The 11,628-nt window shown below is 59.7% G+C and carries 13 protein-coding genes; 4 read left to right on the top strand and 9 right to left on the bottom strand.

Going from position 1 to position 11,628, the window contains the following annotated elements; all coding sequences use genetic code 11:
* Positions 1-135: 135 nt before the first annotated feature.
* Both L9B60_RS16625 and L9B60_RS16620 read left to right on the top strand, forming a co-directional pair.
* On the top strand, positions 136-729 hold the full coding sequence (locus L9B60_RS16625; protein WP_249671809.1) for a phosphoheptose isomerase: 594 nt from the start codon (positions 136-138) through the stop codon (positions 727-729).
* A complete protein-coding gene (locus L9B60_RS16620) occupies positions 726-1,304 on the top strand; it encodes a BON domain-containing protein (RefSeq protein ID WP_249671804.1) in 579 nt (192 codons plus the stop codon). The genes L9B60_RS16625 and L9B60_RS16620 overlap by 4 nt, the downstream gene beginning before the upstream one ends.
* A gap of 41 nt (positions 1,305-1,345) precedes the next feature.
* Here the strand turns inward: L9B60_RS16620 and L9B60_RS16615 are convergent, their stop codons facing one another.
* The 7 genes from L9B60_RS16615 to rplM all read right to left on the bottom strand — a co-directional run bounded on the left by L9B60_RS16615 (position 1,346) and on the right by rplM (position 6,263).
* Complete coding sequence (locus L9B60_RS16615; protein ID WP_249671797.1) at positions 1,346-1,768, bottom strand: ClpXP protease specificity-enhancing factor; 423 nt, start codon at positions 1,766-1,768, stop codon at positions 1,346-1,348.
* 18 nt (positions 1,769-1,786) lie between these two features.
* The gene (locus tag L9B60_RS16610) at positions 1,787-2,404 is read right to left on the bottom strand and encodes a glutathione S-transferase N-terminal domain-containing protein (protein WP_249671793.1); all 618 of its coding nucleotides are present in this window, start codon (positions 2,402-2,404) and stop codon (positions 1,787-1,789) included.
* A gap of 123 nt (positions 2,405-2,527) precedes the next feature.
* Complete coding sequence (locus L9B60_RS16605) at positions 2,528-3,307, bottom strand: cytochrome c1 (RefSeq protein ID WP_249671791.1); 780 nt, start codon at positions 3,305-3,307, stop codon at positions 2,528-2,530.
* A complete protein-coding gene (locus L9B60_RS16600; protein WP_249671790.1) occupies positions 3,307-4,518 on the bottom strand; it encodes a cytochrome b in 1,212 nt (403 codons plus the stop codon). Before L9B60_RS16600 ends, L9B60_RS16605 begins: the two co-directional genes overlap by 1 nt.
* Positions 4,518-5,111, bottom strand: coding sequence for a ubiquinol-cytochrome c reductase iron-sulfur subunit (petA, locus tag L9B60_RS16595; RefSeq protein WP_249671788.1), 594 nt, complete (start codon positions 5,109-5,111; stop codon positions 4,518-4,520). The genes L9B60_RS16600 and petA overlap by 1 nt, the downstream gene beginning before the upstream one ends.
* 316 nt (positions 5,112-5,427) lie before the next feature.
* Positions 5,428-5,820: a 30S ribosomal protein S9 gene (rpsI, locus tag L9B60_RS16590; protein WP_249671783.1), complete on the bottom strand. Its 393-nt coding sequence runs from the start codon at positions 5,818-5,820 to the stop codon at positions 5,428-5,430.
* A 14-nt stretch (positions 5,821-5,834) separates the two neighbouring features.
* Positions 5,835-6,263 (bottom strand): 50S ribosomal protein L13, encoded by a 429-nt coding sequence (gene rplM / locus L9B60_RS16585; RefSeq protein WP_249671775.1) that lies wholly within the window; start codon positions 6,261-6,263, stop codon positions 5,835-5,837.
* A 250-nt stretch (positions 6,264-6,513) separates the two neighbouring features.
* On the opposite strand from rplM, the gene L9B60_RS16580 reads away from it, so the two are divergent.
* Both L9B60_RS16580 and L9B60_RS16575 read left to right on the top strand, forming a co-directional pair.
* Positions 6,514-7,554, top strand: coding sequence for an NADP(H)-dependent aldo-keto reductase (locus tag L9B60_RS16580; RefSeq protein ID WP_249671770.1), 1,041 nt, complete (start codon positions 6,514-6,516; stop codon positions 7,552-7,554).
* A gap of 237 nt (positions 7,555-7,791) precedes the next feature.
* Positions 7,792-8,688, top strand: a complete 897-nt coding sequence (locus L9B60_RS16575; protein ID WP_249679755.1) for a GlxA family transcriptional regulator — start codon at positions 7,792-7,794, stop codon at positions 8,686-8,688.
* Positions 8,689-9,088: 400 nt separating this feature from the next.
* Here the strand turns inward: L9B60_RS16575 and zapE are convergent, their stop codons facing one another.
* Both zapE and L9B60_RS16565 read right to left on the bottom strand, forming a co-directional pair.
* Positions 9,089-10,183, bottom strand: coding sequence for a cell division protein ZapE (gene zapE / locus L9B60_RS16570; protein ID WP_249671763.1), 1,095 nt, complete (start codon positions 10,181-10,183; stop codon positions 9,089-9,091).
* Between the two features lie 85 nt (positions 10,184-10,268).
* A complete protein-coding gene (locus tag L9B60_RS16565; protein ID WP_249671756.1) occupies positions 10,269-11,618 on the bottom strand; it encodes a tryptophan--tRNA ligase in 1,350 nt (449 codons plus the stop codon).
* Between the last annotated feature and the right edge of the window lie 10 nt (positions 11,619-11,628).

The following is an 11,628-nucleotide window of genomic DNA, read 5'->3' as shown; positions in this document are numbered from 1 at the left end:
ACGCACGCACACTGCGACACACTCTATTTCAACGTTTTTGCTCTTTGCTTTGCGGGCTGCACATTCATGTGCCGGGAAGCCCCTGGGACGACTCAGGCAGCGCCCGACCAAGCCGCCCTAATTAAGGTCACATTGATGGACATGCAATCCCGAATTCGCCAGCTTTTTCAGGCCAGTATCGATACCAAGCAACAGGCGATGGAAGTCCTTGCACCGCACATCGAGCAAGCCAGCCAAGTGATGGTCAACGCCCTGCTCAACGAGGGCAAGATGTTGTCGTGTGGCAACGGCGGCTCGGCGGGCGATGCCCAGCACTTTTCCTCGGAACTGCTCAACCGTTTCGAACGCGAACGCCCGAGCCTGCCGGCCATCGCCTTGACCACCGACAGCTCGACCATCACCTCGATCGCCAACGACTACAGCTACAACGAAATCTTCTCCAAGCAGATCCGCGCCCTGGGCCAGCCCGGCGACGTGCTGCTGGCGATTTCCACCAGCGGCAACTCGGCCAACATCATTCAAGCGATCCAGGCCGCACATGATCGCGAAATGATTGTCGTAGCTCTGACCGGACGCGACGGCGGCGACATGGCCTCGCTGCTACTGCCCGAAGACGTCGAGATTCGCGTGCCGGCCAACGTCACCGCACGCATCCAGGAAGTCCACCTGCTGGCGATCCATTGCCTTTGCGATTTGATCGACAGCCAATTGTTCGGGAGTGAAGAATGACCCCTAATCGCCTTGGCCTGATGGCCCTGACGCTTTGCCTGAGCCTGAGCGGTTGCAGCTCGGTACTCACGGCTACCCGTGACACCCCGATCCAGGACGATCGCGGCACCCGTACCTTCGGCAGCAAGATCGATGACTCGCTGATCGAAACCAAGGTCGAGGTCAACGTGGCCAAGGCCAGCCCAGACCTGGACAACGGCTCGCACATCGTCGTCGCCAGCTTCAACGGCGTGGTACTGCTGGCCGGCCAAACCCCTCGTGCCGACCTCAAGAGCATGGCCGAACAGGCAGCAGGCTCGGTGCAGCGCGTGAAGAAGGTACACAACGAACTTCAAGTGCTGCCACCCTCCTCCATCCTGGCGCGCAATAACGACGCCTGGCTGACCACCAAGATCAAGACCCAGATGCTGACCGACAACGCCATCCCCGGTTCGCGCATCAAGATCATTACCGAGAACGGCATCGTCTACATGCTCGGCCTGGTCACCCAACAGGAAGCGGCCCGTGCTGCCAACCTGGTACAGGGCGTGGGCGGCGTGCAAAAGATCGTCAAGTTGTTCGAGTACATCGATTGATCGACCGAGCATGAAAAAGGCGACCCTCGGGTCGCCTTTTTTTATTTCACCACTTTCAGGCTTGGACGGCCTGCTGGCCGCGGTCGGCCACCCGGCGGGACATCATCGCCCGGCTGGCCTTCTTCAACCTCAAGCGCCTCTTCTTCAGCGCCTGGCGCTTCCATGTCGAAGACCATGCCCTGGCCATTCTCGCGCGCGTAAACGCCCAGGATCGCGCCTATGGGCACGTACAGGGTGTGCGCCACGCCGCCGAAGCGACCTTCGAAGCTGACCGCGTCGTTATCCATGTGCAAATGGCGAACGGCGCTGGGTGAAACATTGAGCACGATCTGGCCATCGCTGGCAAAACCCTTGGGGATCTGTACCGACCGATGCTCGGAATTGACCAGCATGTGTGGGGTGCAATCGTTGTCCACGATCCATTCGTAGAGCGCACGTACCATGTAGGGACGACTGGAGTTCATCAACGGCTCCTCAAAAACCTATCGCATTTCACGTTCAGCCGGCGAAAGGCTCTGTTGGAAGGCCTCGCGCGCAAACTGACGCTCCATATAGTCCAGCAGCGGCTTTGCAGGCCGCGGCAATTCGATACCCATGATCGGCAAACGCCAGAGTATGGGCAATAGACAACAGTCAACCAGACTTAGCTCCTCACTGAGGAAACAAGGCTTGTCGGCAAACAACGGCGAAACGCCGGTCAGGCTTTCGCGCAACTCTTTACGGGCCTGGGCACGCACGGCTTCCTTGGTACGCGTGTCGAGGATCTGGTCAACCAGCCCACACCAATCGCGCTGGATCCGGTGGATCAGCAAGCGGCTGTTGGCCCTGGCCACCGGGTACACCGGCAACAGGGGCGGATGCGGATAACGCTCATCCAGATATTCCATTACCACCGTTGATTCGTACAGAGCCAAATCACGATCCACCAACGTTGGCAGGCTGCCATAAGGGTTCACTTCGATCAGCTTCGGCGGCTGACGACCCGCCTCCACACTGATGATCTCGGCGCTGACACCCTTCTCGGCGAGTACCATGCGCACTCGGTGAGAATAGTGGTCGGCGGGGTCGGAGTAACAGGCCAACCGGTTGGTCACGCCCATGGCGGTCCTCCTCGCGTATAGAAATTAGTGAAGCACATAAGCGAACGCGCCCCCGGAACGCCCCCTGCAATAAACAGGGGTCGCCCGGGGGCGCGCGCAATAACCGCCCATCTTACAGCATGATCAGTGAACGTCCTTCCAGTACTCGCGCTTGAGCAGGTAGGCGAAGACGAACAAGAATGCCAGATAAAGCAGCACATAGGTACCGATACGCTGGCTCTGCAGTTTTACCGGGTTGGCGGAGTATGCGAGGAAGGTCACCAGGTTCTTGATCTTCTCGTCGAACTGCTCCTCGTTCAGGGTGCCGGTCTTGGGCACGATGGTCAGCTGGTCGCAGGCTTCGTGGGTCAAGGGCGACCCGGTCAGCGGGTCGTATTGCTTCTTCCCATCGGTTTCCACCTGCACCTGCTTGCAACCAATCACCTGACGCCCCTGCAGCCCGACCAGCACGTTGGGCATGCCAACGTTGGGGAACACTTTGTTGTTCACGCCCCAGGGCCGCGCCGGATCCTCGTAGAAGGCCCGCAGGTAGGAATACAGCCAATCGGTACCGCGCACCCGCGCCACCAGGGTCAGGTCAGGTGGCGCCGCGCCGAACCAGGCCTTGGCGTCGGCCGACTGCATGCCAATGGCCATGTGGTCGCCGATCTTCGCACCGGTGAAGATCAGTTTTTCCAGCATCAGGTCATGGGGGATACCCAGGTCGTCGGCCACCCGCTCGTAACGCTGGAACTTGGCGCTGTGGCAGCCCATGCAATAGTTGGTGAAGGTCCGCGCACCATCCTGCAGGGCAGCCTTGTCGGCAAGGTCGATATCGACTTTATCCAACTCAGGGCCACTCTCGGCGGCAAAGGCAATGGCAGGCATCAGTGCGAGCAGGAACACCGCAAATAATTTTTTCATCAGCCAGTCACCCTTTCCGGTACCGGTTTGGTCTTCTCGAGCCGGGTGTAGAACGGCATCAGCAGGAAGTAGGCGAAATACAGCACGGTGCACACTTGCGACACCAGCGTTCGCTCAGGGGTAGGCGCCTGCACGCCGAGGTAGCCAAGGATTACGAACGACACGCAAAACAGCGTGAGCCACAGCCGACTCAGCCAGCCCTTGTAGCGCATCGACTTGACCGGGCTTCTGTCCAGCCACGGCAGCACGAACAGCACGGCAATCGCCGCCCCCATGGCCATCACCCCGAACAGCTTGTCGGGCACCGCGCGCAAGATCGCGTAGAACGGCGTGAAGTACCATACCGGGGCAATGTGTTCGGGGGTCTTGAAGGCGTTGGCTTGCTCGAAGTTGGGCTTCTCGAGGAAATAGCCGCCCATCTCGGGGAAGAAAAACACCACCGAGCAGAACACGAACAGAAACACCACCACGCCGACGATATCCTTCACCGTGTAGTAGGGGTGGAAGGCGATGCCATCCAGCGGTACGCCATTTTCATCCTTGAGCTTCTTGATCTCGATGCCGTCGGGGTTGTTCGAGCCCACCTCGTGCAAAGCCAGCACGTGCAGCACCACCAGGCCCAGGATCACGATGGGCAAGGCGATCACGTGCAGCGCGAAAAAGCGGTTCAAGGTGATACCGGAAATCAGGTAGTCGCCCCGAATCCACTGGGTCAGGTCGTTACCAATCACCGGGATGGCGCCGAACAGCGAAATAATCACCTGGGCCCCCCAATAGGACATTTGCCCCCACGGCAGCAAGTACCCCATGAAGGCCTCGGCCATCAGCGCCAGGTAGATCAGCATGCCGAAGATCCATACCAGCTCGCGCGGCTTCTTGTACGAGCCGTAGAGCAGGCCGCGGAACATGTGCAGGTACACCACGATAAAAAACGCTGATGCGCCGGTGGAGTGCAGCAAGCGCAGTATCCAGCCGTATTCGACGTCCCGCATGATGCCCTCGACCGAGGCGAACGCCTCTTCGGCCGATGGCGTGTAGCTCATGGTCAGCCACACCCCCGTGACGATCTGATTGACCAGCACCAGCAGCGCGAGGGAGCCAAAGAAGTAGAAGAAGTTGAAGTTCTTCGGGGCATAGTACTTGCTGAGGTGGTCTTCCCACATCTTGGTGGCAGGAAAGCGCGCATCCACCCAATCCATGAATTTACTCATCACTTTTTCTCCTGATCGACGCCAAGGACGACAATGGCGTCCGACTCGTAAGAGTGAGGAGGCACAGGCAGGTTGAGAGGCGCTGGCTGTGACTTGTACACGCGACCGGCAAGATCGTAGTGGGAACCGTGGCAAGGGCAGAAATAGCCGCCGACCCAATCCTTGCCCAGGTCTGCCGGGGCCACTTCCGGGCGGAAGGTGGGCGAGCAGCCCAGGTGCGTGCAGATACCAATCAAGATCACCAGCTCAGGCTTGATCGAGCGCAGCTTGTGATCGACGTATTCAGGCTGGACGGAATTCTTGGACTCGGGATCGGAGAGCTGGCCCTCGATCTTGGTCAGGTTGGAGAGGATCAATTCGGTACGGCGCACGATGAAGATGGGCTGCCCACGCCATTCGGCAATCATCTGCTGGCCCGGCTCGACCTTGCTGATGTTGACCTTGACCGGGGCCCCTGCTGCCTTGGCCTTGGCGCTGGGAAACCACGACCCCACAAATGGGACCGCAGCCCCTACCGCTCCTGCTGCGCCGACCACTGAGGTGGCAGCTACGAGGAAGCGACGCCGGCCTGCATTCACGCCGTCATTGCTCATTCAGTCCTCTCCCATCAGCTTTTTTTTGGCCTGTTTCGACAGGCATCGCATTGTTGTAACTGAATTGCCGGGCACTTCGTGCGCCACCGGAAAACTGCCGAATGGTAATGAAAAGCCCATACATTCACAAGGGGATTACCCCACGAAAACCGCTGCATCCCTTATAGCCCATGGGCTGCGAGCGTGCGACACATCGTCACGGAGCAACGCGGCAACGCCTTCCTAAGGAATAGCACCCCGTAGTCTAGACGACATAAAAAAAGCCCGATTCCAAAAAGGAACCGGGCTTCTTTTGAGCGTATTCGCGAGGGGCGAATTAACGCTTCGAGTACTGCGGACGCTTACGCGCTTTACGCAGACCGACTTTCTTACGTTCAACTTCACGGGCATCGCGAGTCACGAAGCCAGCTTTGCGCAGAGCGCCACGCAGGGTTTCGTCGTACTGCATCAGTGCACGGGTGATACCGTGACGGATCGCACCGGCCTGACCGCTGACACCACCACCGATAACGGTGACGTAGATGTCGAACTTCTCAGTGGTCTCGGTCAGTTCCAGCGGCTGACGAACTACCATGCGGGCAGTTTCGCGGCCGAAGAACGATTCCAGGGTGCGGTTGTTGATGGAGATGTTACCAGTACCCGGACGCAGGAAAACGCGTGCGGTTGCAGTCTTGCGACGGCCAGTGCCGTAATTTTGAGTCGCCGACATAATGAACTATTCCGTTAAATCTTCAGTTCTTGGGGCTGCTGAGCAGTATGAGGGTGAGCAGCGCCCGCATAGACTTTCAGCTTACGGTACATGTCGCGACCCAGCGGGTTCTTAGGCAGCATGCCTTTGACCGCGGTCTCGATCACGCGCTCAGGGGCCTTGGCGATCAGCTTTTCAAAGTTGATCGACTTGATGCCGCCCGGGAAACCGGAGTGGGAGTAGTACATTTTGTCAGTGGTCTTGGCGCCAGTCACACGGATCTGCTCGGCGTTGATGACGACGATGTAGTCGCCGGTGTCAACGTGAGGGGTGTATTCTGGTTTGTGCTTGCCACGCAGACGGCTCGCGATTTCAGTAGCCAGACGACCCAGGGTCTGACCAGCAGCATCAACGACGAACCACTCGCGTTTTACTGTTTCCGGTTTAGCAGTAAAAGTTTTCATTCTTTATAGCCTCGAAGGCCGCCCAGCAAAAATAGACGGCAGATCTTACTGAATAGTGCGTACTTTGACAAGTCAAAGGCAGCCGGATACAGACGCTTTCGGGGGCTCGGGTCAGCGCGTCAGATATACGGCAAGATTCTTCGGCAAGCGGCGCATCACTTCCACTGCACAGAGAGGGGGCGAATTATCCAGATTGCGAAAAAAATATCAACCTGCTTTTATGATTCCTTTTGCGTTGAGGAGAAACAGGATGGATTATCGCCAACTGGGCCGCACCGACCTGAACGTCAGCGCCCTGTGCCTGGGCACCATGACCTGGGGCGAGCAGAACACCGAGGCAGAGGCCTTCGCCCAGATCGAACGGGCCAAGGGCGCCGGCATCAACTTCATCGACACGGCGGAAATGTACCCCGTGCCCCCTCGTCCGGAAACCTACGCCAGCACCGAAAAAATCATCGGTAACTGGTTCAAGAGCCGCGGCGATCGTGCCGACTGGATCCTGGCCAGCAAGATCGCCGGCCCCGGCAACGGCATCAGCCACATCCGCGACGGCGAACTGCGCCACAACCGCAAGCACATCGTGCAAGCGCTAGACGCCAGCCTCAAGCGCCTGCAAACCGACTGGATCGACCTGTACCAACTGCACTGGCCCGAGCGCAGCACCAACTTCTTCGGCAAGCTGGGCTACCAGCACTCCCAGGATCAGTTGATCACGCCACTGGAAGAAACCCTGGAAGTGCTGGGCGAGCAAGTCAAGGCCGGCAAGATCCGCCACGTGGGCCTGTCCAACGAAACCCCGTGGGGCACCATGAAGTTTCTGCAACTGGCCGAAAGCCGCGGCTGGCCTCGCCCGGTGTCGATCCAAAACCCCTACAACCTGCTTAACCGCAGCTTCGAAGTGGGCCTGGCCGAGATCGCCATTCGCGAACAGTGCGGCCTGCTGGCCTACTCGCCCCTGGCCTTTGGCATGCTGTCGGGCAAATTTGAAGACGGCGCCAGGCCCGCCAATGCGCGCTTGACCCTGTTCAGCCGCTTCAGCCGCTACTCCAACCCGCAAAGCGTGGCCGCCACCAGCCGCTACGTGGCCCTGGCACGCGAACACGGCCTGGACCCTTCGCAGATGGCCCTGGCGTTTGTCACCCAGCAGCCGTTCGTCACCAGCAACATCATCGGTGCCACCTCGCTCCAGCAATTGGAAGCCAACCTGGGCAGCTTCGACTTGAAGTTATCCGATGAAGTGTTGGCAGGCATCGAGGCCATTCACCAAGGCCAGCCCAACCCTGCGCCTTGATCCCTGTTAGCGCGGCCAACATTGGCCGCGCGCCCCTCCCTCGCACGCACGTGCAGCGCAATACTGGACACAACGGTCAAAAAATAAGACGATCCAGCCGTAGCTTGACCACTATCCCATATAAGAATAATCAACATGATGTTTACCCCCAACACGCCGGCCCTGCGCCGCGTCAGCATCCTGGGTATCGATAAAGTCTTCGCCTCGACCCTGATGCATGCCAAAGACTTTTTCCACTTGGCCAGCCTGCGCGCCGGCAAGCACCTGGGCCAAGGCCTGCAACCGATCTTCGACACCCGCATCGTCAGCCCCGACGGGCGCCCCATCCGTAGCTTCAGCGGTGTGATGCTGCCGGTCGACGGCCCACTGGAAGACGCCGACATCATCGTGCTGCCGGCCTTCTGGGACGACTTCGACACCCTGTGCATCCGCTACCCGCAAGTGCTGCCCTGGCTACGCGCCCAGCATGCTCGTGGCGCCGTATTGTGCGCCGAGGCCAGCGGGGTGTTCTGGCTGGCCGAGGCGGGCCTGCTGAACGGCAAGGAGGCCACCACTTACTGGCGCTTCTTCGACCAGTTCGCCGCGCGCTTCCCCAGCGTCATCCTCAACCAGGACAAGCACCTAACCGACGCCGACAACCTGTACTGCGCCGCCGGCACCACCTCGGCGTGCGACTTGTATATCTACCTGATCGAGCGCTTCTGCGGCGCCAGCGTGGCCCAGGCAGTATCGCGTGACATTCTCTACGAGGTGCAACGCAACTACACCCCGGGGCGCATGGGTTTTGGCGGGCAGAAGCTGCACCAGGACCTGATCATCTTGCAGATCCAGCAGTGGCTCGAGGAGCATTTCGCCGACAAGTTTCGCTTCGAGGACGTGGCTCGCGAGCATGGCATGAGCATCCGTAACTTTATGCGGCGCTTCCAGGCAGCCACCGGCGACAAGCCGCTGCATTACCTACAGCGTTTGCGCATCGAGACCGCCAAGGGCCTGCTCTCGGGCTCGCGCAAGAGTATCAAGACCATCAGCTATGAAGTGGGGTACGACGACGCGAGCTTCTTCGCCCGGCTGTTCCGCCAGCACACGGAGTTGTCACCGAACCAGTATCGGCAGCAGTTTTTGCAAGAGGCTTGAGCGGCGTAACACCGCCGCCTACGCCGATACAATTTGCCTGACATACCGCGGTGTGCTTTTCGCGGATAAATCCGCTCCTACAGAAGGAATGCGATCGTCTGTAGGAGCGGATTCATCCGCGAAGCAGCCAACACAACTTGCCTGGCATACCGCGGTGTTCTTTTCGCGGATGAATCCGCTCCTACAGAAGGAATGCGATCGTTTGTAGGAGCGGATTCATCCGCGAAGCAACCGACACAACTTGCCTGGCATACCGCGGTGTTCTTTTCGCGGATGAATCCGCCCCTACAGAAGGAATGCGATCGTCTGTAGGAGCGGATTCATCCGCGAAGCAGCCGACACAATTTGCCTGACATACTGCGGTGTTCTTCGCGGATAAATCCGCTCCTACAGGCAGCTCTCAGGGCTTGTGGGCGCGCGACAGGAACTCATGGCTCTGCATTTCCAGTAACCGGCTCAGGGTGCGCTGGAACTCGAAGTTCAGCCGCCCACCGGTGTACAGGTCCTTGAGCTCCACTTCGGCCGAGATGATCAGCTTCACGTTGCGGTCGTAAAACTCGTCGACCATGTTGATGAACCGGCGCGCGATGTCGTCGGTGGTCACGCTCATCTGCTCCACGCCGCTCAACAACACCGCATGGTAGATCTTGCCCAGCTCGATGTAGTCGTTCTGGCTGCGCGGGCCGTCGCACAGTTCGCGGAAGTCGAACCAGGCCACGTCGTCGCAGGTTTTCAGCGCACGGATCTCGCGATTCTCGATCATCAGCACGTCGTTCTCGACCGCCTGGGTGCACTCGGGGGTCAGCGCCTTGAAGCTCTTGCGCAGGCTTTGCGCGGCGGCTTCGTTCAGCGGGAAGTGGAACAGTTCGGCCTGCTCCAGGTGACGCAGGCGGTAGTCCACGCCACTGTCGACGTTGACGATCTCGGTGTTCTGCTTGATCAGCGCAATGGCCGGCAGGAAGCGCGCGCGCTGCAGGCCGTCCTTGTACAGGCCGTCTGGCACGATGTTGGAGGTTGCCACCAAGGTCACGCCGTTCTTGAACAGCTCCTCCATCAGCGTGCCCAGGATCATGGCGTCGGTGATGTCGGAGACGAAGAATTCGTCGAAGCAGATCACCCGCGACTCGTCGGAGAAGCGTTTGGCGATCACCGTCAGCGGGTTTTTCTCACCCTTGAGGGTGCGCATTTCTTCGTGCACACGCTTCATGAAGCGGTGGAAGTGCGTGCGGGTCTTTTCCTTGAACGGCAGCGCTTCGAAGAAGGTGTCTACCAGGTAGGTTTTGCCACGGCCCACGCCACCCCAGAAGTACAGGCCCTTGACCGGCGTCTGTTCCTTCTTGCCGAACAGCTTGCCGAACACGCCCGGCTTACTGTTGTGCGCGGCGATCAGATCGTCGTACAGGCGCTGCAAATGGCGTACCGCCGTTTCCTGCGCCGCGTCATGAAAGAATTCGGGGCGTTTGAGATCTGCTTGGTATCGTTCTAGGGGCGTCATATTCGTTAGCAAGGCAACAAAAACGGGCCGTCACTGTAACGACGACCCTGGGTTATGGCAATTAGACTTGCGACAGTTGGTCGCATTAGTCCTGTTGAGGTTGCAACGCCAGCTTCAACGCCTCGATGGCCGCGTCACGGGCAGGCGCATCGGCGAACTCAGGGCTGTCGCCCACGCAGGCATCCGCCAGCCATACCGTGAAGCCATTGCCTTCGCTACGCACATCCAGCGCCGCACCACTTTGCAGTTGCTTGGTGGCCGCGCCCGCAGCCTTGCCATCGGCAAAGTTGCGCGACAGCAACAGTTGCTCACCATCAGCGGCCAGCAGGCGGAAGCGGAAGCTGCCGTCGTCTTCACGAAAGCTGACAAAGCGCGCGGCCTTGGCGGTTTTCTTCTTGGCAGCGCTGCTCACCTGTACTTGCTCGCGGAACGAACGCAGGCCCACGGCTTCGCGCAGTTCGTTGAGGAACGGCGTGGCCACCTTACGAGCCTTCTGGGCACCTACCTGCAGCAAGTCTTCCAGGTCTGCAGGGCGCGCGATCAACTGGTGGTAACGCTCGCGCTTCTCGGCAAGCTCGGTGTCCAGCAGCTGGAACAAGCGCTGCTTGGCCTCACCCCAGCCAATACCCTGCAGCAGTTCGCCGCGAAACTCTTCGGCCTGGGCCTTGGTGGCGAACGCCTGGTACAGGGTGAACAAGTGCGAGGTGCCTGGGTCTTTCGCTTCGCCCGGGGCACGGGAGTCGGTGACGATGCGCGAGATCGCCTCCTTCATGTCCTTGGCACTGGTGAACAGCGGGATGGTGTTGTCGTAGCTCTTGGACATCTTGCGCCCATCCAGGCCCGGCAACGTGGCCACCGACTCTTCGATCAGCGCTTCGGGCATCACGAAGAATTCCTTGCCCTGGCCGAACAGATGGTTGAAGCGCTGGCCAATGTCACGCGCCATTTCCACGTGCTGGATCTGGTCGCGACCGACCGGCACCTTGTGCGCGTTGAACATCAGGATGTCGGCGGCCATCAGCACCGGGTAGCTGTACAGGCCCATGGTGATGCCGGCATCCGGGTCTTCGCCGGTCTCGACGTTCTTGTCCACCGAGGCCTTGTAGGCGTGGGCGCGGTTGAGCAGGCCCTTGGCAGCAACGCAGGTCAGCAACCAGGTCAGCTCGGGGATTTCCGGAATGTCGGACTGGCGGTAGAAGGTCACCCGGTTCACATCCAGGCCGGCGGCCAGCCAGGTCGCGGCGATTTCCAGGCGCGAACGCTGGATACGCAGCGGATCGTCGCACTTGATCAAGGCGTGGTAGTCCGCCAGGAAGTAGAACGAATCGGCATCGCTGTGCTGGCTGGCAACGATGGCCGGGCGGATGGCGCCGGCGTAGTTACCCAGGTGCGGCGTGCCGGTGGTGGTGATACCGGTCAGGATACGAGTGGTCATGGCTAGATTC

This window comes from Pseudomonas abieticivorans (assembly GCF_023509015.1).
In the GTDB taxonomy this organism is placed as follows: Bacteria; Pseudomonadota; Gammaproteobacteria; order Pseudomonadales; family Pseudomonadaceae; genus Aquipseudomonas; species Aquipseudomonas abieticivorans.
Note: the sequence above shows the minus strand (reverse complement) of the source record. Positions and strands in the feature narration are given on the sequence as shown.